Here is a 23,662-nt window from a genome sequence, read left to right as displayed (position 1 = left end):
TTACGTTAGTCTTTTTTTAATGTTTTCTATGGCTCAAAGTAACCTACGGCGATTGAACTGAATGTTATATGCTGTTTAAATAAATATTAAATAACACGGTGGTTTATTAACCCTGCGTTAACATTAAAAAGTGTAGCTAAAGGCAAATGAGTAGTTGCTGCCCGGTTTGTAGCTACTTTGGGTATAGTCGCCGTTTTGAGGGTCATACTTTTTATTTTTGTTCATGTCATAGTAAAAAGTAGCCTTCTGGTTAAGTATATCGCCGGCATTTAACTTTAACTCGCCTTTCTTTTTTAATACCTTAATACCTAACTGCATATCCAAAACATTTCTTGGGGCTTCCCAAATACTTTCGTACTGCGCGCCTGCAGCGACAGATAGCCTGCGGCCAACCCTGTTGTATAGCGCATTAAATGTTAAGTTATTATCAAGAAACGTGTGTGTTAAACCACCGTTTATTACGTAAGGAGCCTGGCCAACCAAAGGGCGTTCTTTCTCTTTAAATGTTAAACCGATGTTAGGGTTAACGGCATTTGATTTGATAATGGCTACGTTGGTGTAAGCTGTAGTATTTTTCAGGAAATCATTGTCAGCTATAAAATCAAGTGATTTACGGAACTCAAATTCCAGTCCGTAAACATCAGCCTTGGTTGAATTGAAATACTTGATCTGACGGGTTGAAGAAGCTGCGTCGTCATTATAAGTCTCTATAGCATTCTGGAATTTTTTATAAAAGCCCGAAACTGAAATGATCTGTCCGGCCGAAGGGTAAAACTCCAGGCGCAAGTCAAAATTATCTATAGTTGATTTTTTAAGATTCGGGTCACCTACTATAGTGGCAAGTATTTCGTAATCATAGTATTGGGCACGGGCCATCTCTCTAAACTCCGGTCTGGCCAGGGTACGAGAATAAGAAGCCCTAAAGTTGGTTTTCTCGGTAATACTGTAAGTTATGTTGGCAGATGGCAATATATCTACATAATTACGTTTTGCCCTGTTAGCCGGATCATTGTCTTTGGTTGAAAGGTCTAAATTAAATTGCTCTACCCTTGCACCCCAAACAACACGCAGGTTTTTGCCCAACTTATTGTCTAACATGGCATAAGCCGAATTGGTAGACGAAGTAGCCGAATAAGAGTCTATTGGTGATACAATTTCACTTAAGGTATAAGCCCCTTTACCAATCAGATCCTTAGAAAATAATTGATTTAATGGCAATTGTCTTACATCATTAGGCTCTATATTAGGATTGCTTGTGTTAAGCACCGCACCCAGGAAACGCGCGTTAAACGTTCTGTCTCTGTAAAGAGAACTCACTCCCGTTTTGAAAGACGCACTTTGCTTAAATACTTTAACCGGTAAAGTAAAGTTTACTGCACCTGTAAAAGAGTTTTCGTTAAGTTTAGAAAATAAGGTTGTGTTGTCTTTACCTAAAGTTGTAACGTTGGCATAGAAAGGGCCGTTACCGTGGTAAGGACCATTATAGCTTATTTTACGTTGGTTAGGCTGGTCGTTCAGCACATTATTGTAACCTAATACCCAGTTTATTTTAGCGCCTTTTTCGCCCACAGGGTGGTTACCTTCCAATGTTGATTTTAATAAAGCTTTTTGCAGAAGGTCAAACGCAAAATACCTTACGTCGGCAGTTGAGCTCTCGTTTGTACCGGTTCTTTGTAAGTATTGGTCATCATATATCCTATTGTAGATATTTTTAAACGTGATCTTACTCTTTCCGAAAGAATATCCCAGGTTTAATAAACCGCCAACGTTAGTTGAGAATTTGTAGACGTTGTCATTATACTCATTGTTATAATCACGACGCAGTACATTGTTCTGTATGGTTTGCGAGTTACGGTACGTTAAAGCAAATATGGCCCCGAAACGGTTACCGTTTTCAAAATCCTTTACCTTGCCCACAGTAAACTGGTAGTTTTGGGTAGGCAGCGCTGTATTGTTAAACACAGTAAAGTTGCGTGTTGGTAAAAATTTTACCAGGGCAGCTTTATTTTGGTCAGAACTAAGGCCGTTACCTAACGTGGCAATTGATGGAAACCCTAAAGGTAATTGCTTATCGCCATTATCAAAACCTAAATAGTCAGAGCCGTTACGGGTACCGCTTTTAAAATTTTTAAAGGTTGATGCCGTATTGTAGCCACCACCAATGCTAAACGATATAAAATTTTTATCGGCAATATCTTTAGTAGTGATATTTATCAAACCACCGGCAAAATCAGCAGGCTGATCTGGTGTAGCTGTTTTGGTAATTGTTAGCGCTTCAACCAGGTTTGACGGAACAATGTCAAACGAAAACGCTTTTCTGTTTGGCTCGGTGCTTGGCAACCATGAGCCATCCAGCATAGCATTATTGTAACGGTCGCTTAACCCGCGTACCACTACAAACTTATTATCCTGTACAGTTGCACCACTAACGCGTTTTAATACGTCGGCAGTATTTCTGTCTGGCGAGCGTTTAATGATCTCTGACGATACACCGTCTGAAATAGAAACGCTGTTTTTTTGCTGAGCATAAAGTGACGCTGCAGATGCCTGGCGGAACGTTGCTTTTACAACAACTTCGCCCAGTGCCTGCGTTGCAGCTTCTGATAATATAATATCCAGGTTGGTAACATCACCCGCTTTAACCTCAACATCAGATATAGATTTGCTTTGATAGCCAATATATTTGATAGTTAAAGCATACTTGCCCGGCTGAAGGCCTGAAAGCAGGTATTTGCCGTCAACGTCAGCTGCAACAGCTTTGGTTGTGCCATCAATAGCAATGGTAGCGCCAATAAGTGTTTCGCCACTTTTCTGGTCGGTTACTTTGCCTGATATCTTACCCGCATTCTGGGCCGAAAGATTTAAGTTTATTATGAAAACTATAAAAACTGTGAGGAGGGTAAACTTTGATTTCAACATAGTGCTTAATAATACCGCCAAAATTACCGGCGCACCATTAAGCCAATGTTAAGTTCAGATTATCAAATGTGGGGTTTTATTAAAACTTTTGAACACTTAAAAAGTCTTGTTTTTTATTGAAACTACTCAGCAAAAACTCATTATAAATACTGATTTACAATGAGTTAAATAACAAATAATATCTATAAGCCATCACCCAAAAAAAGAATTTGCAAACAAAGCTGAAAAGAAATGGCGTATTAGCAAAACGTGATATTTGCCGTTCACGGGTTATTTTATCGTAACTTTTTATTAACACACCAGGCGGCCTGTATTGCCTTGGTGGCTATCTATCCGTTATGCCCTTCTTTTGTATTTTTTCGTGCGTGGCGGCAACCTCTACTAACGCGGCACTGCAATAAAACGGGTGTAGTTCCATCGCGAAAACGCCGGCCTTTATCCCCGGATCGGTCTCTGTTAAAGCTTTCGCCTCTTCAACCGTTTTAACGTTAAAAATTAATATTCCCTCTATTTCCTTGCCATCAGTAAAAGGGCCTGCAACAGCTAATTTGCCTTCATCGGCCAACCGCTGTATGTTTTGCAGGTGCGCGTTTTGCAGTTTGGCCAGCTCTGCCTTATCTGTAATTTTTGTGGGGCCTGTTTTTAAAAAGGCCATTACGTAGTGGCGCATGCCATAATCGTCCGCGCCCAGCTTCTTAGCTAAAGCGGCATCAAACACGGGTTTAGTTTGCGCGTGCGCTATCATGGCTGAGCAGCAAAGTACAGCCAGGCTAAAAACAAATGCTTTTACTTTCATATATCTCCATATTAAGTTCTTATAAATATAGCAAAGCCAGTTTGTAAACGCCAATCAGCGCTGTTTTTTCATTAAAATAATTTACTATCGATTAAACCGTTAACAAAAATATAGTCTATACAATATGGCAGATAATTCTGCAATGAATTATAAATTTTTTAATCAATTATGAAAAGGATATCTCAATATTTAGCAGTGGCCGCTTTTAGTGGTTTATTGTGTGTTAGTTTAGCCATGCCGGCCGACGCCCAACGCCGCGGAACCGGTGGTGGCGGTGGAGGAGGCGGTGGCTTTTCTCGCGGTGGTGGCGGCGGCGCTGCCGGCGGCGGTGGTGGCTTTTCTCGTGGTGGAGGAGCGCAAGGTGGTGGTGGCTTTAACCGCGGGGGTGGTTTTTCTTCTCCTTCGCAGAGACCACAAAGCGGTGGTAACGATGCCCGCCGTGGTGGCTTCAACCGCGACATGTCTACCCAGCAGCCTAATGCTACTTCTCCACGCTCAAACAATTCAGCCGATGCACGCCGTGGTGGCTTTAACCGCGATATGGCAACCCGCCAGCCTAATGCTGTTTCGCCACGCGCTAATAACAATGCATACGGAGTTTATGGCGGACGTCGTGGTACTGTAGGCCCTAACGTTGCAACCGGCCGGTATGGTTCGGGCGCCAATGTGGGTCGTGGTGGTTTTTACAGAGGTGGCCGTTATTATGGGGGCGGTGTAAACTATGGCAACAGAGGTTATGGTAATCGTTATTACGGTAACACTTACGGCCGTTGGGGAGGCTCTCGTGGTTATTACTTTAACCGCGGCTTATACAGCACCCTGTATTATCCCCGCCTTGGTTTTAGTTTAGGTGTATTACCTTACGGCTATTATCCGTTTTACTGGGGTGGCTCACAGTTTTACCTGAGCGGTGGTTATTACTATCAGTATAACAACAATCAGTATACTGTGGTTGAACCGCCACTTGGCGCAGCTATCAGTAGTTTGCCTGATGGTGCAGAATCTATAATAATTAATGGCGAGCAGTACTATGAATTGAACGGCGTTTACTATTTAGCTACTACCCGTGATGACGGCAGTGTAGTTTACGAAGTTGTAGGCAAAGACGGCCAACTGGATACCAGCAATATGGCCGATATGCCTGCGCCTACTATCGCTGAATCACATGTAGGAGAAATTGTAACCGATCTGCCACCTGATACAAGAAGGGTGAAGTTAAACGGAGAGACATTTTTAGTATCGCCTGATCAATATTATTATCAAGAGATCCCGGGCACCAACACCTATAAAGTTGTGGCTGTTCCTATTGTAGAGCCGTAATATATATTATTTAAATACCTGTGTATAAAAGGCGGCCTTGGTCGCCTTTTATTGTTTTAGGGCTTTACTTATTTGCCGCTGTAACTTATCTTAAAAATGGTACCCTTCAAATCATCCGCAACATAAAGTGATCCATCCGGCCCTTGTGCCAAACCGGTTGGGCGGTATTGAATGCCCGTGCTTCCTGTTGCCTGGCCCGAAAAATTATCAGCAAATACTTCCCAATTGCCTGATGGCTTACCATTTTTAAAAGGCACAAAAGCTACAAGGTATCCCTTTTGCATCTCAGGCGATTGCGCGTGAAAGGCCATAAAGGCACCGTTACGGTATTTTGCAGGAAAACTTTTACCTGTATAAAAAAGCAGGTCGTTTGGCGCAAAGTGCGCAGGAATAACAGTTAAGGGTTCAAGATATTTTACATCCGGAGATTTTTTACCATCACCGCCATATTCCGGTGATTGTACATATTTATTCTGAAAATTATCATAGTAAGCAAAGGGCCAGCCTGCGTCAGCACCCTGCTTCAATTCGTACAACGCTTCGGCGGGTAACTGCGCTACCTGCTGTGATGTATAATATTGTGGGAATTTATTATCCAGACTGCGGCCATGCTGGGTAACAAAAATAGTTTTGGTAACCGGGTTAAAATCTATACCCATCGAGTTTTTAACTCCGGTGGCAAACCTGATGCCATCAGCATAAGTTTGGCCCGCTTTATCAGCCTTAAATTTCCATACCCCACCTACCGAATCGCGCAGGGGGCAGCCAGGTATCCCCACAATTGAACCCTGCGCCCTGCAGGCATCAGAATAAGAACCTACCGCTACATACAGATCATTCTTATCATCAATAACAAAAGCCTTGGCATTATCGGCGCGCTTATCCACCAGGCCAGTAACAATCAGCTCAGGCTTATCCGCATCAATAACTTCATTTTTAGCGTTAAGCTTATACCGATATACAGCACTGTTGGATGAAGAATATAAATAGCCGTTAATAACTTTTATGCCCGTACCAGGGTAATCACCAAACCCGGCTTTGGTTTCAAAATAACCGTCTTTGTTATTATCGGTAAGGTAATACAGTCCCTTTCTGTTACGTACATTGTTTTGCTTAACGTAGATATTACCATTAGCCGTAACAGCAAGATGCCTAACGGGACCTAAGGTATCGGCCACAATATTTACAGAAAAGCCTTCAGGTACTTTAATGGTGGGAGCCGGCGGCAGTATATTTTTGGAGTTAATGGTCAAACTGGTAAGCCCTGCTAAAGTTAAAATAGCAGCAGTAAAGTAAAGTGATGGTTTCATTCTAATTAAAAATATTGCAGTGTCTAAAGTAGGGAATGTAAAGCACATGAAGCCTGCATAACATTCCTTTTACATGGCGTTATTAAGTTCTGGGATTGAAACGATGATTAGTTGACATTTTGAGCGACAGCGAAGAATCTTATAAAGCAATGTTACACCAAGCGCCCGGCTTGTTAAAGCGTATAAGATTCTTCGCTGTTGATCAGAATGACAAAAAGTATTTTAGCAGAATTTCCAATCCGAAATCACCTCAGATCCACCACCTCAACACCCGGATGGGTCTTTGCATCAAAGATAAAAGTACTTTCAGGGGCATCAGTAGTGGTTGCAGCACCTCGTAAAGTGTAGGTGTACTTGCCGCCGGTGTTATCAAAAATAGTTGCGCTGTAAATTTGCTTTGAAGTTTTATCAACAGCAAGTCTGATCTTGAAAAAGGAGGCCTTGCTGTCTTCCGGCGTAAGGTCTACTATCTGATATAGCTTACCTCCTATTTTCTGGGTACCGGTAAACAGGTATTTATAGCCTTTTTGATATAAGGTAAAAAGCTGAGCAGGGTTAAAGCTGTCGGCGGCCTTACCGGCGTCATTCACCGTCACTTCTTTCTCAGTTTTCAAATAGGTCCATTGAGTTTTGCCGTTGCTTGTTATTTCCTGCTGCAGATCGGCAGAACCCGGCTTATAAAGTGTGATCTTAAATTTGTTGGCTTTAGGCTGCGTTATCAGCACGCCGTTTTGCGACTGCCTGATACCCGAAGCCTGGGCATCAATGGTAAAAACAAAATCTGTTTTTATAGTAGTAAAAGTGCGGTATTTGGCAGCAGCCGCATCTAATATCTTTTTGGCTTCACCGTCTTTTTGAGCGAAAACATTAGCGGACGATAAAAGTAAAGCAGCGTATATTATTAATTTCTTCATTTTAAGTAGGACTGTTTTTTGTTGGGAACGTTTATTGGAGTGGGTGCCTTTTAATATAATGGGTAATCTTTTCAAAGCGATATTCTGCACAGTTCGAAAAGACATTCGGTAAAAATTAGATTTAATCCTTATTCTCCAACGTTTCAAAATATTGCATCAAAGAGTATTCATCAGGATACAATACCTCGCGTGCTTTACTGCCTTCAAACGGCCCAACAATACCAGCGGCTTCTAATTGATCTATAATGCGCCCTGCGCGGTTATAACCCAATTTTAGCTTACGCTGAATTAATGAGGTAGAACCCTGCTGATGCATAACAATAAGGCGCGCGGCTTCCTCAAACATCGGGTCGCGGTCATCGGGGTCAAAATCTTTAGGGCCACTGCTGTCTCCTTCGCCTACGTATTCAGGCAGTTCATACGCGCTCGGATAGCCGCGTTGCGAGCCAATAAAATCTGATATTTTTTCTACTTCGGGCGTATCAACAAATGCGCACTGCAGGCGTATCAAATCACTGCCTGTTGAGAACAGCATATCTCCCCTTCCTATCAGTTGATCGGCACCGCCGGCATCTAATATTGTACGCGAATCAATTTTTGACAGCACCCTGAATGCCAACCTTGACGGGAAGTTAGCTTTAATAGTACCCGTAATGATATTTACCGATGGCCTTTGCGTTGCTATAACCAAATGTATCCCCACCGCTCGGGCCAGCTGCGCAATACGGGCTATAGGCATTTCCACCTCTTTACCGGCCGTCATCATCAAATCGGCAAACTCGTCTATCACCAGTACAATAAAGGGCAGGTAACGGTGCTTTTCGGGGTTGCTTATTTTACGGTTGATGAATTTGGCGTTGTACTCCTTAAGGTTACGTACCTGCGCGTCTTTTAACAGGTCATAACGCTGATCCATTTCAATACAAAGCGAGTTAAGTGTATTTACAACTTTCTTTGTATCGGTAATGATCGCGTCGCCATCATCAGGCAGCTTAGCCAAAAAGTGCCGCTCAATTTTGCGGAACAAGGTTAACTCCACCTTCTTAGGGTCAACCAACACAAATTTTAATTCGGCAGGGTGCTTTTTATACAGTAACGAAACCAATATAGCGTTTATACCTACCGATTTACCCTGCCCTGTAGCACCTGCAACCAGCAGGTGTGGCATTTTGGCCAGATCAGCAATAAATACTTCGTTAGAGATAGTTTTACCCAAAGCTATGGGTAATTCCATCGTGGTGGTCTGGAACTTCTCAGATGCCATCATAGATCGCATAGAAACCATTTCAGGATTCTGATTAGGTACCTCAATACCAATGGTACCCTTGCCCGGCATTGGCGCTATAATACGGATACCCAAAGCGGCAAGGCTAAGGGCTATATCGTCTTCCAGGTTTTTAATTTTTGAAATACGTACGCCGGGTGCAGGTATTATCTCGTAAAGTGTTACCGTTGGCCCTATAGTAGCTTTTATTTTATCTATCTCAATATTATAGTGATTGAGCGTTTCAACTATCTTGTTTTTGTTAGCTTCTAACTCTTCTGAGTTAACCTGTATTTTATTTGATCCATAATTTTCCAGCAGATCCAAGGGTGGCATTTTGTAGGATGCCAGGTCCAGCTTATGGTCATACGTGCCAAACTGATCAACCAGCGATTTGGCCTTTTCATCATCGGCCTTTTCAACATTTAACTCTGGTGTAGGGCGTTCTACCTCTAAAGTAAGGGGGATATCGTTACCAATTTCAGGGTCGGCACTCTCATCATCGGGCCTCAATACAACTGTTTCATGAAATACCGGCTCGGGTTCAACCGGCTTAACTGCTTCAGTTTTTACCGTGTTAGCGGCTGATGCACGCGGCCACTCTACTGGCTTTGATGGTATCTCCTCAATAAGTTCAATAGCCTCAGGTTCGGCAATTATGCCATCATCTTCGGCTATGGCCAGTTTCGGCTTGCGTTCCGGTAATTTAAAATCTATGTTGTAGGCAATAATTAATACGGTAAGCGCTGCAAAAACCAACACACCGCCGGTTCCGGCCTGGCCTATCTGCGCATCAAGCAGGCGGTTGCTCCAAAAGCCAAACTGCCCTTCTAAAAAGTGAGGATAATCAATAATAAAGCCGTGCACAAACCCCACAGCGACTGATAAAAATATCAGCACAAAAAAAGAATAGCCTAGGGTTTTGCCTAAAGAGAATATGTGCACCTTAAACAGCATGCGGTACCCTATAATAAAAAACACAAATACAAACACGAACGATGCCACACCAAACCACTCAAATATAAACTGGTTTGACAACAGCGCGCCAAATTTGCCCAGCCAGTTATCAACCACGGCATCAGTAATTCCCTTATCCAACAGTTCCTGCTGTGTTTTAAAAAGATTGCTCCAGCCGCCGTTGCTGGCAGAAACATAACTCTGATCTTGCTCCCATGTAAACAGGTAAGATGTAAAAGCGATGAGAAAAAAGATGGAAAGTATTAGGAAGAACAATCCGGCTATTTTAATAACGCGCCCGTCCTGCAGGTTAAAAACCGGCATACTATCGCTCACCGGCCTTGATGAACGCACCTTTGCGCCTTTGTCTGACGGCTGACGCGGCGAATTTTCTTCCCTGAAACTATTTGATTTAAATTGATTTCCTTTAATTGGCATCCAAATTATAGCGTAGTATATGCAAATATAAAGTTACACAGATTAAACAACTATGCGGCTAAAGTTTTAAATTTTTTAGTAATATTGAAATCAATGAGTACAGAACTACTTGAGCAATATGTTACCGAGGCAAACCTGGAAGGCTTAACCGCGTTGCTAAATGAAAACCCGGCTTTGGCCACCAAAATAACCAGCTTTCATGTATCGCCTTTAATGCTATCCTGCTATTACAAAAAGCCCGATGTTACAACCTTGTTATTGAATTACACCGGCGAACTGAACCTTTTTGAAGCAGCGGCAACGGGAAAATTTGATACACTTGCTCATCTTATTTACACCAGCCCCGATGCCATTAACAAATATGCTGATGACGGCTTTACGGCTTTAGGCCTGGCCTGTTACTTTGGGCAGTTTGAAGCTGCGCGATATTTGGTTTTAAAAGGAGGCGACGTGAACCTGCCTTCAAAAAATGGCTATAACGTTTTTCCTTTGCATTCGGCCGCGGCAGGCAACTATACAGATATTGCCCGCATGCTGGTAGAAAATGGCGCGGATATAAATGTAAAACAACAAATGGGTGTTACGCCGCTTCACTCCGCCGCACAAAACGGCAATCTGGAACTGATAATTCTACTGCTTGAAAAAGGAGCCCTTGTTGATATCCGCATGGAAGGCGGCAAACTACCCGCTGATCTGGCGCGCGAAAAAGGATTCACAGAAATTGCTGATATTTTAGGCTAAAAAAAGAAGGGCTAAAAGCAAAAGCCTTATTGGTTTTCTGTCCCTAAAAACCGGCCTTTTACCTTTAGCCCTCTAAAACTATATAGTAGGGTATCTTAATAACCGCTGTCTGCCAGCATATCGTAATAACTGTAAACAGGAGCTTTTTGCAAGTTGGCTAATTTACCGGCTGCATTGGCTAAATTAACAACTACCTGTTCGCCGTATTTTTGCTTCAGATTTTTAACAAACACCCACTGCATGTAGCGTAAAGGCATTTTGGTAGGCCTTACCTGCTTAAAAAACTGTGGGTCGGCGGCTACCATAGCGGCAAGTTCGCGGTAAAACTCAGGGATATTTGGCGCAGGCGAGGTCATGGTAGGATAATCCTTGCCCCACTTTGCATAAAACTCATTAAACTGTTTGTCTTTTTCCGGGTACGAATTGTAGATCCAATCGGCTGCTGTATTGTAAATATAATCAAGGTAGGTTTTAAACGCTGCGTATTCCGGGTTTTGTGTTAGCGCCTGCTTAAAGCATTCCGTATTATTTTCAATCAAATTGGTAATGTTTTGTGGACTACGGGTAGTTAAAACCTCGTTAATAGGGCATTGCGCTGTAGCTTGTAAACCGAAAGCCATTAAGCACACAAAAATTGCGTTTTTCATAATTTTAGCCTTTAAATTGATTGGTTATTTAAAGATATAACATTTTAACCACAATAATGTTACAAAAAGGCAAAAAATTTTTCTTGTACAGGCCAAATAATTTTATAAGTGTATTTTAAACACACGTGTGTGTTTTGTACAATAATTAACCTTAGGTTAATTGCATTTAAGTCTGACTTAAAGGGAGTTATAGCAGTGAAAAGTAATTTTACAGGTAGCAAATACCTACGGTATCATTGCCGTTATAGTAAAAAGATTCAAAAACCTCTCCTTCTGCTAATTCGCAGCCAACAAGCATTGATGTAAACAGCACATTGCCAAACAAGTTGGCAATAGCAGCATCGGCAGCATCCCTGCCGGTTGAGATTTTAACTATACCGTTTAAGGGTGCAAGGCCCGTAGCGTCAAACAATACCCACTCGCCGCCCAAATAAGCTTCAAAACACGCGTGAAAGTCGGCCGGTTTAAGTTGGTAAGAATAGCCGGTAAAGTATCGCGCCGGAATATTCAATGCGCGGCACAGGGTAATGCCCAAATGCGCAAAATCACGGCATACGCCGGCTTGTTCAGTAACGGTATCAAATGCAGATGTATGCGTATTGCTAAAACCGCTTAAATAAGTTATGTTCTTGTTTATCCACCGTGTTAGGGTTAATACCTTAACAAATGAGTTACCAATATTACCAAAGAGGTTATTAGCTAATCTGAATAATCTATCAGACTGGCAATAGCGGCTTGGGTTAAGGTATGGAATTACAGAGGGGTCTAGCTGCGCAACAGGAATATCCGGCTTATCTGCAAAATCAACCAGTTTAAAGCAATTATCAACTGTGGCTTTATAACTTACCTTAAGCAGCACGGGGTCTTCAACCTCAAAACGTATCAGGCGATTCTCGCCGCTAACGGCGGGCAATTCTTCGGTTTTTATGTAAGGCGATAAGGTAAACTCCTCGCTTAGTACGGTTTGGTGCTGATTGCGCAGCGCGTTGATGCTCAATATCAACGTACTCTTTGCCCCCACCTGGTATTCCATTTCGGTGAATACGTTGAATTTCATTTTATCTGTTTTTAAGGTAACTTATCAAACGCCGCGTCCATCCAGTCTTCTGCAATGTTATCAAGCGCAGCTTTTAATTCTTCGGCCCATTGTGTTGAAATATTCTCAAGGTCCTTCTTTTCGTATCGTTTTTCTACTATTTCAAAGCTGTCTTTTTTATATAAAACAACATCAATCGGGAAGTCAACATTGTTTGAACTTACCCGTGTAGAATCAAACGAAAGGAACCCGGCCTTAAGCGCCAGCCGCAAGCTTGAGTTTTCGTTAAGTGTGCGGTTAAGTATGGGTTTGCCGTGGCCCGAGTTACCAATAATTATAAATGGCGCCCCCTGCCCCAACTCAACCCAGTTGCCTTCGGGGTAAAGCAGGAAAAGCTTATGCTCATCATCGTCCTTAAGCTGCCCGCCTATTATGGAGTGCAGATCAAAGTTAAAACCCGCCTTTTCAAGCGACTCTCTATCTTCTGCAGCTACCCTTTTTATTTGCTCGCCAAATGCGTTTACCGCCTTATACAACTTATTGTATTCTGTTGTTTCCAGCAGTTCGTTAAAGTATACTATCGCCTTATCACGGGTGGAACGCAGGCCGCTCGTCATAATAAAAAGAGAAAATTTATCTTTTTGTTCTATTGATATCTTCTTTTTTACAGTGGTATCTGTTCCTGATGTTATGCGGGTATCGGCAATGGCCAGCAACCCTTCTTTAACCTTAATCCCTAAGCAATAAGTCATTACAATTAAATATCTGTTTTACTAATTTTCAGCTGCACAAAATAGCAAAATCAGATGGTTTTAGTTCTGTAATTTTTTTAAAACTAATTGGGGTTGTTATAACGTAAATAATAAATAATAAGTAGATTTATACCGCCTATGACAATTTAATCCATTGATGAGAATGCTTGTATGCCCCCTAACATATAACCGTATCTGCGTATTAATTGTAATCTGATGAGGGTTCATTTTTTCACACGGATCAATTCGCTTAATCGCTCTGCCTTCTATCATTATAGTACATTTCAAAACCTGCGCTCTGTAAAAGTATTGAGCTTAGTTTACTTTATTGTTAGCGTATCCTTAAGGCTTTTAGTAGTATTAACAGATCTGCCTGTAGAGAATGTTGAGCATATAAGCGAGTTTAGCCAGGCCAACTGGATCTCCATCCTTGTTTCTCCCTTTTTTTACGTTGGGGCTGTTTTTTTGCTTAAGCATTATCAACAAACCATTACCATTAGAATGCTGGCGCGCGCTTTTACTTTGATATTTGCGCTTTTTGTTATGCTGAGTTTTATGCGGGCCACTTTTTTCACCATGCATAACCCTCGCAATACACTCGTAATGTATCTGATAGGGCTAATTATGATAGCAGTATTTTACACTTTTGAGCATTTTGAAACCATTTTCCTGGCGCTGGTTACCGGTATTTGTTTTTCGCTGCTTTTGCCTTTTTACCAAAATGGCGTTAACGAGATTGTGATGAATAACCTGGCATCACTTGTACTGCTGATCGTGTTTTTTTGCATATCAAGATATACCTTCTCTTACCGGGCCGACAATTACTTAAAACTAAAGGCAATTGAACAAAAAAATCGCGAGATTGAACAGGCCATACGAGCCAAGAACGAAATATTAGGTGTTGTGGCGCATGATCTGCGCAATCCGCTTTCGGCCATAAAAACCATTGCCGCCATTATGAAGATGGAGGAAAAAATGGAAGATGCGGACCATGAGAACCTGGATATGATACAATCATCTTGCGATAAAGCCGCGGGCATTATTAACGATCTGCTGGAAACCGCGCATGATGAGCAGCACCACGATTTTGACACGGAGAGAATTGAACTTAACCAGTTTCTGCTAAAAATTGTGGATGAGTGGGTTAAAAGTAAACATGGGCAAACCAATATTTTATATTATGGCTTTGATAAGCAAGTGTTTGCCCTGATAAATACTGAGAAAATGGAACGGGTAATGGATAACCTTATCAGCAACGCCATAAAGTTTTCGGGGCCGAGCAACCATATTGAAATATTATTGCGCGTGGCAGATAACGAAGTTTTAATTGATGTAAAGGATTTTGGCATGGGTATTCCCGAAGAGTTACTCCCCTTTATTTTTGAGCGTTTCTCAAGAGCCAGCCGTCGCGGTGTTCGCGGCGAAGAGTCAATAGGTTTAGGCCTTAGCATAGTACGGCAAATAGTTACCAAACATGGCGGAGATATAAAGGTAAACAGCATTGAAAAACAAGGCACTACCTTTACTATAAATCTTGCAAAAGCAAGCTAACAATATCAGGCTACAGCCAATTTACCCGAAAAATACCCGTTAACAACAGTCAGCATCTCATCCAGGTCAAAAGGCTTGGTTAACAAATGATCTGCGCCGTAGCTACCCAGGGATTCAAGCACACGGCCATAACCTGTTATCATTATCACGGGGATATGGCTGGTACGCGGATTGATCTTTAATTGATGACAAAGTTCGCCGCCGTTAATGCCTTCTAATATATAATCCATTAAAACCAGTCCGGGCCGCGCATTGCGTACACATTCGTATATATTATCAACATGCGATGCACACTCAACTTCGTAGCCTTCGGCGGTAAGCGCTTCATTCATCAAGTCGAGCAGATCGTTATTATCATCAATCACTAAAATCTTTTTTGTCATTTTCGTAGTACTCCAATTGGTAGGTAAAAAACACAGGGTTTGCATTTTTGTTTTTTTCAGATGGAAAAACAAGCGCAAATTTACCGGTAAATATTCTTTCCTGCTTTCCGTCTTCCGCACTTGCCAACAAAACACTACTTTTGAAATTATGCTAACCCTCACCACCCATACACTGGAAAAAATGGAACTGCTGCTAAAAACCGGCGGTTACAAAGTGCGTTATGAAAAGGGGAACTTTAAAACAGGGGCATGCCTGCTGCAAAACAGCAAAATAATAGTTATAAACCGTTTCTCAAACCTGGAGAGCAAAGTGCTGGCCATTGCCGAGCTGCTGCGCGAACTGGAGATAGATCATGCCCTGTTGGATGATAAGCAAACCGCTTTTTTACAGCAGCTTAAACAAACCAAACTACAACTGTGACAATTACTTTTTTAGGAACCGGAACGTCGCAGGGGGTGCCTGTAATTGCATGTGGTTGCGAGGTTTGCACCTCGCCGGATAAGCGCGATAAACGGCTGCGCAGCTCTGTTTTGGTTGAAAGTGACACCACTACGGTTGTAATTGACTCTGGCCCCGACTTTAGGTACCAGATGTTGCGGGCTAACGTTCAAAAATTAGACGCGCTGGTTTTTACGCACGAACATAAAGACCATGTAGCCGGCATGGATGATATAAGGGCCTTTAATTATAAACAACAGGCACCTATGGATATTTATGCCAATGCACGCGTACAGAATACATTAAAGCGAGAGTTTCCGTATGTTTTTGATGAGCATAAATATCCCGGCATTCCGCAGGTTAATCTGCACACCATAACTACTGAACCTTTTACCGTTGGGGATATCGGCTTTACCCCAATAGAAGTGATGCACTACAAGCTGCCCGTATTAGGCTTTAGGATAAATGATTTTACTTATATAACTGATGCCAAGACCATTGCAGACAGCGAAAAGGAGAAATTAAAAGGAACCAAAATACTGGTACTCAACGCGCTGCAAAAACAGGAGCACATCTCGCATTTTACTTTTCAGGAGGCTATTGATTTCGCGTTGGAAATTGGCGCTGAAACGACCTATTTTACCCATATAAGTCACCGCCTGGGTAAACATGCTGATGTTTCGGCCGAATTACCGGCGGGAATAGAACTGGCCTATGATGGTTTAAAACTTACTATTTAGCGCTCTGTCTTTCGAAACCGCTTTATCCCAAATGGCTTCAGTAATCTGGGCAATCACAGCTTCGCGGGTATCCAGATCAGCAGTTGAATTTCCAACAAAAACCGCTATAGCCAGGTGCTGACCATTGGGTAAGAAAACTATCCCCACATCATTCGTTGCGGGTGTTAAACCCGTGCTGTTAGTAGCAGAGCGGCCGGTTTTATGGGCTACCATAGTACCCGCAGGCAATAACCCTTTTATTTGTTTTGGGCCGGTGGTGGTTTCCGCCATTTTCTTCATCAAAGTATCAGTACCGGCTCTGTTAAGCGCTTTGCCTTTATAAAAAACATCCAGCAAATGCACCATATCGGCGGGTTTGCACCAGTTAGTATATTGCACCTCCCAAGCAGCGGCCATGTCAGCTTCTGACGCGTCAACTACAATCCCTTTTATGCCAATACTTCCTAAATAATCCATTACAGGCTTAACACCCCCCACTTTATCCAGCAAAATATCGCATGCATTATTGTCGCTTAATGATACCATATAGCTTAACAACTCGCTTATGGTCATCTCAACACCCTTCGGATATTTCTCATAAAGCGGTCCGTTTGCATGGTGCAGATCACGCTCGCGAATTTTTATAGTTTGGTTTAATTTTAATTTACCTTTTTCTACCTGGTTCATTACGGCCAAGGCTATTGGGAATTTCATTACGCTTTGCATAACCATTTGCGCGTCGCCGTTGTAGGATATTGAATCGCGGGTCTCAATATTTAATGCCGTTACAGCTACAATGCCTTTAGCATTTTTAGCAATATTGGTTATCTGCTGTTGTATCAGTAATTGAGCGTTGGCGCCTACAGTACAAAAAGCCAGCGCTGCAGTAATTATGTATCTGTTAAACATGGTATTAAATTTTTGTGGGTATGCAAGATAGAAACGCTTACGGCAAAATAATATTATAGCAAATGTGGTGTGCCGTAAAAGTATTAACTTGCGGGTAAAATAGCTCAAAATATGGAATTTGGCCGGGTATCATCAGAAGAATTAGACGGAATTGATTTTTCATTTCCGCCTGACCCTGAACTTACCGTTAAAACGCTTAATGCAGCTAAAGGCAAATCGCCCTTTGCGGTGCATGTGGGCTGCGCTAAATGGGGCCGTAAAGAATGGGTGGGCAAGATCTATCCCCCTAAAACAAAAGACGCCAATTTTTTAGATGAATACGTAAAGCATTTTGATAGCATTGAGCTTAATGCAACATTTTACAATGTGTACCCCGCCGCCACTATTACTAAATGGAAAGAAAAGGCGGATAGTAACCCCGATTTTAAGTTCTGCCCTAAGTTTTCGCAAAGCATAAGCCATATACGCCGCTTAAAAAATGCCGATGAGATAACCACCCAATTTTATGAAGGCATTATGGCCTTTGGCGATAAGTTGGGCCCTTTATTTTTGCAGTTAAGCGATAATTTTACACCTAAAAGTTTCCCTGAAGTAAAAGCATATCTGGAACATTTACCTAAAGATGTGCCCGTATTTGTTGAGTTGCGGCATAAAGAATGGTACGCCAATAGCGAAGCCCGCGAAAGCGCGTTTAACCTATTGCATGAATTAGGCATTGGCGCCGTAATAACGGATGCTTCAGGCAGGCGCGACGTAGTGCATATGACCTTGCCCACCCCCCACGCGTTTATCCGTTTTGTGGGCAACAGCCTGCACCGCACAGATTATAAGCGCGTTGATAATTGGGTAGACCGCATTAAGCAGTGGCGGGACATGGGCCTGCAGTCTGTTTGGTTTTTTATGCACCAGCACGATGAGCGCTACTCGCCGGAGCTGGCAGATTATGTATCAGAACAAATGAATAAAAAACTTGGGCTTGATTTGCCCCGTCCGCAGTTTATGGATAGGGATAAGGGATTGTTTGATTAGTACAATTTGTTAATATGCCAGATATCAATACCCTTTACCAGCAAGCGGTTGAGTTACTTCAAAAATTAATTGCCACGCAATCATTCAGCAGACAGGAAGAAGGCACGGCTAATATTATTGAAAATTTTTTAAAAGAAAAGGGCATAACGCCTAACCGTAAGCTCAATAACATTTGGGCGCGTAATAAGCATTTTGACGCGGCAAAGCCCACTATTCTGCTTAACTCACATCATGATACGGTTAAACCTAACTCGGGCTATACACGCGATCCATTGGATGCCAAAATTGAGGACGGCAAGCTTTACGGTTTGGGCAGCAATGATGCAGGAGGATGCCTGGTATCGCTAATTGCGGTGTTCCTTTATTTTTACGAGCGTGCTGATCTGAAATATAACTTCTGCCTGGCTGCTACAGCCGAAGAAGAAATATCAGGCCTTAACGGCATTGAATTAGTGTTTCCTGATCTGGGTAAAATTGACTTTGGTATAATAGGCGAACCTACCCTGATGCAACTGGCCGTTGCCGAGCGTGGCCTAATGGTGCTGGATTGTGTTGCCCACGGTAAAGCTGGGCATGCTGCCCGCGAGGAAGGCGAGAATGCCATTTATAACGCCATGAAAGACATTGAATGGTTCCGCGGGTTTAAGTTCCCAAAGGAGTCAGAGGCATTTGGGCCGATAAAAATGTCCGTTACGGTAATTAATGCAGGGTCGCAGCATAATGTGGTGCCTGCAAGTTGCAGCTTTGTAGTTGATGTGCGGGTAACCGATGCGTATAGGAACGAAGAAGTCTTAGATATAATACGTGAACATGTTAAATGCGACGTAAAGGCGCGGTCAACCCGGTTAAAACCGTCATCTATTGATAAAGGGCACCCCATAGTTAAAGCTGGTTTGTCATTGGGGCGAACCACTTACGGCTCGCCAACAACTTCAGACCAATCATTACTAGATATAGAAACAATTAAGATAGGGCCGGGAGATTCAGCGCGATCACATATGGCGGATGAGTTTGTTTATTTAGAAGAGATTAGAGAAGGAATTGAGCTGTATGTGGCTATGTTGGAGAAAATAGTTTGAATTAATTTACGAGTTACGATTTTAGATTTACGATTTATCGGCGCAATATTTTTTTGTATTTTTCAGAACCTAACTTATTTGAAATGACAAAAGAAGAAATGAAAAGTCGGACGAAAAATTATGCTATCGCAAACGCCAGGTTGGTTTTGAGTCTGCCTAATAACGTCGTAAATCGCAACTACTCCGACCAGTTAAATAGAAGTGCCAGTTCTACAGGTGCCAATTACAGAGCGGCGTGCAGAGCGAAATCAAAAGCCGATTTTATTAATAAATTAAAGATTGTTGAAGAGGAGTTGGACGAAACATTATTCTTTAACGAATTATTGCTGGAGTTAAATCCCGAATTAAAAGAAAAAATAGCACCTATTTATAAGGAAGGTAATGAACTTCTTTCTATAATTGTCGCGGCAATTAATACGTTACGCCGCAATTGAATATTCGACTTACGCATTCGTAAATCGTAATTCTAAAATCGTAAATCGACATGAGTAAGCTTTGGCAAAAAAACATCGACGTTAATAAACTGGTAGAGAATTTCACCGTAGGTAGGGATACTGAATTTGATGCGCAGATGGCTGCCTTTGATGTGCTGGGGTCGTTGGCACATACTCAAATGCTGCAAAGCATCGGCCTGATGAGCGCCGAAGACCTGGAACTGGTACAACGCGAACTCAAAAACATTTATGCGGATATTGAGAAGGGCAATTTTAAGATAGAAGCCGGTGTTGAAGATGTTCACTCGCAGGTAGAAATGCTGCTTACGCAGCGCATTGGCGAAGCCGGTAAAAAAATACATAGCGGCCGCTCGCGTAACGACCAGGTGCTGGTTGATCTGAAATTATTTTTCAGGCATGAATTGCAACAGGTAGTAAATGAAACCGATATACTTTTCCGTGAACTCATAGCGCTTAGCGAAACACACAAAGATGTTTTGCTGCCTGGATATACCCATTTACAGGTTGCTATGCCATCGTCATTTGGCTTGTGGTTTGGGGCCTATGCAGAGAGTTTGACGGACGATCTGGAAATGATATTGGCAGCCTATAAGATCACCAATAAAAACCCCTTGGGTTCTGCGGCTGGTTATGGCTCATCTTTCCCGCTAAACAGAACCATGACAACCGAATTACTTGGTTTTGAAAGCCTTAATTACAACGTAGTTTACGCGCAAATGGGCAGGGGCAAAACGGAACGCGTAATAGCACAGGCTTTATCGTCAGTAGCAGCTACGCTGGCAAAAATGGCAATGGACCAAACCTTGTACCTAAGTCAGAACTTTGCCTTTGTTAGTTATCCGGATACATTAACCACCGGCAGCAGTATTATGCCGCATAAAAAGAACCCTGATGTTTGGGAAATAATGCGCGGCAAGTGCAACCGCTTACAAGCCCTGCCTAATGATGTAGCAATGATGACAACCAACCTGCCATCTGGCTATCATCGTGAACTGCAATTGCTGAAGGAGCTGCTTTTCCCTGCTTTTACTGAGCTGAAAAGCTGCCTGCAAATGGCAACTTTTATGCTGCAAAATATTACTGTTAACACCGCAATATTAAACGATCCAAAATACGCTTACCTGTTTAGTGTAGAAGAAGTTAACCGCATGGTTTTAAGTGGTACGCCTTTCCGCGATGCTTATAAACAAATTGGCCTGGCTATTGAAAAAGGCGAATTTGACCCTGCAAAGCAAGTTAATCACACTCACGAAGGAAGTATCGGCAACCTGCAAAATGACCGTATAATAGCTGCAATGGAAACGCTGGTAAACAGCTTTAATTTTGAAAAGGTAAGCTGGGCAGTAGCACGATTGGTAAAGTGATGTTAGTGATAAGCCGCTTGTCCTTGCGGGCACGAAGCAATCGCAAGGAGGAAAGCGCGCATGCAAAGTTCGCGATTGCTTCGTACCTCGCAATGACAAAAAATATATGAGCGGACAAAACAGAAGCGATATATATGCCGGCCTTGAAGTTGATATCATCTTAAAAAAAGACCAGCGTAGTGGTAAACTAACGCGTGGTGTTGTTAAAGATCTGCTTACCAGCTCATCCTTTCATTCGCGCGGTATAAAGGTGAGGTTGGAAGACGGCCAGGTGGGGCGGGTGGCTTTTATAATTGATGAAGAATAATTCAGATCGTTGCCAAATTTGATTGATCATAAGGGGGCTCAGCGTTTTCGTGAATCCCTGTGAGCGCCTGTAAGCCTCCCACCAAAAAGTCAATAATCCTCTATATCAAACCTGTTATTTTTATAATAGTAATGCCTGTCTTCGTCGGTAATTTCGCGTAGCACACGGCAGGGGTTACCAACCGCTATAACATTGTCCGGAATATCTTTGGTTACTACGCTTCCTGATCCGATTACCACATTATCCCCTATTGTAACGCCGGGGTTAACCATTACATTAGCGCCAAGCCAAACGTTGTTGCCAATTTTTATAGGGATGCCATACTCATAACCCGAGTTGCGCGACAAGGGGTGCACGGGGTGGCCCGCGGTTGAAATAGTAACATTGGGTGCCAGCATTACATTATCGCCTATGGTAACTTTGGCCACATCTAATATAACGCAGTTATAATTGGCAAAAAAGTTATCGCCAACTTCAATGTGTCTGCCGTAATCGCAGCTAAACGGCGCCATTATTTTTACATTCTTTCCGGCTTGTCCTAAAATATCGCGGGTGTACTCTTCAATCTTATCCAGATCTTCGGGCGGGCAATGATTAAATTTATAAACCCGTTTTTTATTGGCCATCTGCTCTTCGGCAAGGCCATCCAGCCAGGCCTTGTAGGGCAAACCCGCTAACATTCTTTCTTTATGATCCATCTTCTTCTTATCAATTTAACTATAAACCTAAGCTTACAATAAACAAAAAATAAATGTGGATTTAAAAAATCGCCTCGTTCGCCGCACGGATGCGTGGATTTAATGCTTTACCCCAACAAATTCTTCCAGCTAACCAGATCGCCGATGATTTTTTCCAGTTGATCAGCCGGAACACGTTCCTGGGCCATGGTATCGCGGTGGCGAATGGTTACGGTATTATCTTCTAAAGTCTGGTGATCCACGGTGATGCAGAATGGCGTACCAATAGCATCCTGACGGCGGTAGCGTTTTCCTATAGCGTCCTTTTCTTCGTATTGCAGGTTAAAGTCAAGCTTTAGCTTATCCATTATCTCGCGGGCTTTTTCAGGCAAACCGTCTTTTTTGGTTAACGGGAAAATAGCGGCTTTAACAGGTGCTAAACAAGGGTGCAGGCGCAACACAGTGCGGCTGTCTTGTTTTTCTTCCGTACTCAGATCCTCTTCCTCGTAAGCGTTGATCATCGTCAACAAGAACATCCTATCCAAACCAATAGAGGTTTCAATAACATAAGGCACATAGTTACCGTATGGCTTTCCGCTTTCATCTAACTCCGGATCAAAATATTGCATTTTTTTACCCGAGAACTGCTGGTGCTGGCTCAAATCAAAATCAGTACGGCTATGGATGCCTTCAACTTCTTTAAAGCCGAATGGGAATTCAAACTCAATATCATAAGCGGCATCAGCATAGTGTGCCAGCTTGGTATGTTCGTGGTAACGGTATTTAGCCGCGTCTGTACCTAAGGCCAAATGCCATTTTAAGCGGGTTGCTTTCCATTTATCAAACCAGTCTTTCTGCGTGCCGGGGCGCACAAAAAACTGCATTTCCATTTGCTCAAACTCGCGCATACGGATAATGAACTGGCGGGCAATCACCTCATTACGGAAAGCTTTGCCTATTTGCGCAATACCGAAAGGAATTTTCATCCTACCCGATTTTTGCACATTAAGGTAATTTACAAATATCCCCTGCGCAGTTTCAGGGCGCAGGTAAACCACATCGGCATCATCAGCTACAGCGCCCATCTGGGTGCTGAACATCAGGTTAAACTGGCGCACATCTGTCCAGTTGCCTGTTTTACTTATAGGGCAAAGAATTTTATGCTCAATTATCAATTCGCGCAGTCGGGCCAGGTTTTCGGCTCTAAGGGCTTCGTCCATTTCCTTTTGCAGCTCTTCAGCTTCGTCTGTTTTACCTTCTGCATCGTAATTGGCAATACGGTCTTCAAGCAGCTGATCTGCACGATAACGTTTCTTTGAATCCCTGTTATCAATCATCGGATCGCTGAAACCATCAACGTGGCCGCTGGCTTTCCATATCTTGGGGTGCATAAATATAGCAGAGTCAATACCAACTATATTGTCATTCAGCTGCACCATGGCTTTCCACCAATACGTTTTGATGTTATTTTTTAGTTCAGCACCGTTTTGCCCGTAATCATACACAGCGCTCAGGCCATCATATATCTCACTGCTGGGGAAAACAAAGCCATACTCTTTGGCGTGTGCTATAACGTTTTTGAAAAGTTCGTCGGTATTGTTACTCATAATAGGGGCAAATATATATTTTTTGGGGGTTTGTCTGAACTATGATTTA

Annotated in this window: 22 protein-coding genes; 10 read left to right on the top strand and 12 right to left on the bottom strand. The window is 42.6% G+C overall.

Features of this window, described 5'->3' with window-relative positions; all coding sequences use genetic code 11:
- Nucleotides 1-123: 123 nt before the first annotated feature.
- The gene (locus ACFQZS_RS14400; RefSeq protein ID WP_377101393.1) at nt 124-2,919 is read right to left on the bottom strand and encodes a TonB-dependent receptor; all 2,796 of its coding nucleotides are present in this window, start codon (nt 2,917-2,919) and stop codon (nt 124-126) included.
- Between the two features lie 325 nt (nt 2,920-3,244).
- Nucleotides 3,245-3,715: a YciI family protein gene (locus tag ACFQZS_RS14395; protein ID WP_377101391.1), complete on the bottom strand. Its 471-nt coding sequence runs from the start codon at nt 3,713-3,715 to the stop codon at nt 3,245-3,247.
- Between the two features lie 168 nt (nt 3,716-3,883).
- On the opposite strand from ACFQZS_RS14395, the gene ACFQZS_RS14390 reads away from it, so the two are divergent.
- Nucleotides 3,884-5,035: a DUF6515 family protein gene (locus ACFQZS_RS14390; RefSeq protein WP_377101389.1), complete on the top strand. Its 1,152-nt coding sequence runs from the start codon at nt 3,884-3,886 to the stop codon at nt 5,033-5,035.
- Nucleotides 5,036-5,103: 68 nt separating this feature from the next.
- Here ACFQZS_RS14390 and ACFQZS_RS14385 read toward each other — a convergent pair whose 3' ends face one another.
- The 3 genes from ACFQZS_RS14385 to ACFQZS_RS14375 all read right to left on the bottom strand — a co-directional run bounded on the left by ACFQZS_RS14385 (nt 5,104) and on the right by ACFQZS_RS14375 (nt 9,918).
- Nucleotides 5,104-6,345: a PQQ-dependent sugar dehydrogenase gene (locus tag ACFQZS_RS14385; protein ID WP_377101387.1), complete on the bottom strand. Its 1,242-nt coding sequence runs from the start codon at nt 6,343-6,345 to the stop codon at nt 5,104-5,106.
- A 245-nt stretch (nt 6,346-6,590) separates the two neighbouring features.
- On the bottom strand, nt 6,591-7,259 hold the full coding sequence (locus ACFQZS_RS14380) for a LolA family protein (protein ID WP_377101385.1): 669 nt from the start codon (nt 7,257-7,259) through the stop codon (nt 6,591-6,593).
- A 121-nt stretch (nt 7,260-7,380) separates the two neighbouring features.
- Complete coding sequence (locus ACFQZS_RS14375; protein WP_377101383.1) at nt 7,381-9,918, bottom strand: FtsK/SpoIIIE family DNA translocase; 2,538 nt, start codon at nt 9,916-9,918, stop codon at nt 7,381-7,383.
- A gap of 93 nt (nt 9,919-10,011) precedes the next feature.
- Between ACFQZS_RS14375 and ACFQZS_RS14370 the strand changes: the two genes are divergently transcribed.
- Complete coding sequence (locus ACFQZS_RS14370; protein WP_377101381.1) at nt 10,012-10,659, top strand: ankyrin repeat domain-containing protein; 648 nt, start codon at nt 10,012-10,014, stop codon at nt 10,657-10,659.
- Nucleotides 10,660-10,754: 95 nt separating this feature from the next.
- On the opposite strand, the gene ACFQZS_RS14365 is transcribed toward ACFQZS_RS14370, so the two are convergent.
- The 3 genes from ACFQZS_RS14365 to ACFQZS_RS14355 form a co-directional block, all read right to left on the bottom strand.
- Entirely contained in the window at nt 10,755-11,306 is a 552-nt protein-coding gene (locus ACFQZS_RS14365; protein ID WP_377101379.1) for a hypothetical protein, read from the bottom strand.
- A 208-nt stretch (nt 11,307-11,514) separates the two neighbouring features.
- On the bottom strand, nt 11,515-12,363 hold the full coding sequence (locus ACFQZS_RS14360) for a transglutaminase-like domain-containing protein (protein WP_377101377.1): 849 nt from the start codon (nt 12,361-12,363) through the stop codon (nt 11,515-11,517).
- Nucleotides 12,364-12,374: 11 nt separating this feature from the next.
- A complete protein-coding gene (locus ACFQZS_RS14355; protein ID WP_377101375.1) occupies nt 12,375-13,094 on the bottom strand; it encodes a peptidase in 720 nt (239 codons plus the stop codon).
- Between the two features lie 216 nt (nt 13,095-13,310).
- Between ACFQZS_RS14355 and ACFQZS_RS14350 the strand changes: the two genes are divergently transcribed.
- A complete protein-coding gene (locus tag ACFQZS_RS14350; RefSeq protein ID WP_377101373.1) occupies nt 13,311-14,645 on the top strand; it encodes a sensor histidine kinase in 1,335 nt (444 codons plus the stop codon).
- 5 nt (nt 14,646-14,650) lie between these two features.
- On the opposite strand, the gene ACFQZS_RS14345 is transcribed toward ACFQZS_RS14350, so the two are convergent.
- Entirely contained in the window at nt 14,651-15,028 is a 378-nt protein-coding gene (locus ACFQZS_RS14345) for a response regulator (RefSeq protein ID WP_377101371.1), read from the bottom strand.
- Between the two features lie 148 nt (nt 15,029-15,176).
- Between ACFQZS_RS14345 and ACFQZS_RS14340 the strand changes: the two genes are divergently transcribed.
- Complete coding sequence (locus ACFQZS_RS14340; protein ID WP_377101369.1) at nt 15,177-15,449, top strand: hypothetical protein; 273 nt, start codon at nt 15,177-15,179, stop codon at nt 15,447-15,449.
- A complete protein-coding gene (locus tag ACFQZS_RS14335) occupies nt 15,446-16,207 on the top strand; it encodes an MBL fold metallo-hydrolase (RefSeq protein ID WP_377101367.1) in 762 nt (253 codons plus the stop codon). The genes ACFQZS_RS14340 and ACFQZS_RS14335 overlap by 4 nt, the downstream gene beginning before the upstream one ends.
- Here ACFQZS_RS14335 and bla read toward each other — a convergent pair.
- The gene (gene bla, locus ACFQZS_RS14330) at nt 16,190-17,095 is read right to left on the bottom strand and encodes a class A beta-lactamase (protein WP_377101365.1); all 906 of its coding nucleotides are present in this window, start codon (nt 17,093-17,095) and stop codon (nt 16,190-16,192) included. The genes ACFQZS_RS14335 and bla overlap by 18 nt on opposite strands.
- Nucleotides 17,096-17,206: 111 nt before the next feature.
- On the opposite strand from bla, the gene ACFQZS_RS14325 reads away from it, so the two are divergent.
- From ACFQZS_RS14325 to ACFQZS_RS14305, 5 genes are all read left to right on the top strand, one after another.
- Nucleotides 17,207-18,124 (top strand): DUF72 domain-containing protein, encoded by a 918-nt coding sequence (locus tag ACFQZS_RS14325; protein ID WP_377101364.1) that lies wholly within the window; start codon nt 17,207-17,209, stop codon nt 18,122-18,124.
- A gap of 14 nt (nt 18,125-18,138) precedes the next feature.
- The gene (locus ACFQZS_RS14320) at nt 18,139-19,203 is read left to right on the top strand and encodes a M20 family metallo-hydrolase (protein ID WP_377101362.1); all 1,065 of its coding nucleotides are present in this window, start codon (nt 18,139-18,141) and stop codon (nt 19,201-19,203) included.
- A gap of 83 nt (nt 19,204-19,286) precedes the next feature.
- A complete protein-coding gene (locus ACFQZS_RS14315) occupies nt 19,287-19,637 on the top strand; it encodes a four helix bundle protein (RefSeq protein WP_377101360.1) in 351 nt (116 codons plus the stop codon).
- Nucleotides 19,638-19,687: 50 nt separating this feature from the next.
- Entirely contained in the window at nt 19,688-21,022 is a 1,335-nt protein-coding gene (argH, locus tag ACFQZS_RS14310; RefSeq protein WP_377101358.1) for an argininosuccinate lyase, read from the top strand.
- Between the two features lie 106 nt (nt 21,023-21,128).
- Nucleotides 21,129-21,329, top strand: a complete 201-nt coding sequence (locus ACFQZS_RS14305; RefSeq protein WP_377101356.1) for a YwbE family protein — start codon at nt 21,129-21,131, stop codon at nt 21,327-21,329.
- A gap of 89 nt (nt 21,330-21,418) precedes the next feature.
- Here the strand turns inward: ACFQZS_RS14305 and ACFQZS_RS14300 are convergent, their stop codons facing one another.
- The gene (locus tag ACFQZS_RS14300; RefSeq protein ID WP_377101355.1) at nt 21,419-22,027 is read right to left on the bottom strand and encodes a sugar O-acetyltransferase; all 609 of its coding nucleotides are present in this window, start codon (nt 22,025-22,027) and stop codon (nt 21,419-21,421) included.
- A 107-nt stretch (nt 22,028-22,134) separates the two neighbouring features.
- Nucleotides 22,135-23,613, bottom strand: coding sequence for a glycine--tRNA ligase (locus ACFQZS_RS14295; protein ID WP_377101353.1), 1,479 nt, complete (start codon nt 23,611-23,613; stop codon nt 22,135-22,137).
- Nucleotides 23,614-23,662: the final 49 nt, after the last annotated feature.

Origin of the sequence: Mucilaginibacter calamicampi, assembly GCF_042676765.1 — a bacterium.
Taxonomy (GTDB): Bacteria; Bacteroidota; Bacteroidia; order Sphingobacteriales; family Sphingobacteriaceae; genus Mucilaginibacter; species Mucilaginibacter calamicampi.
This window is presented reverse-complemented; position numbering and strand designations above follow the sequence as displayed.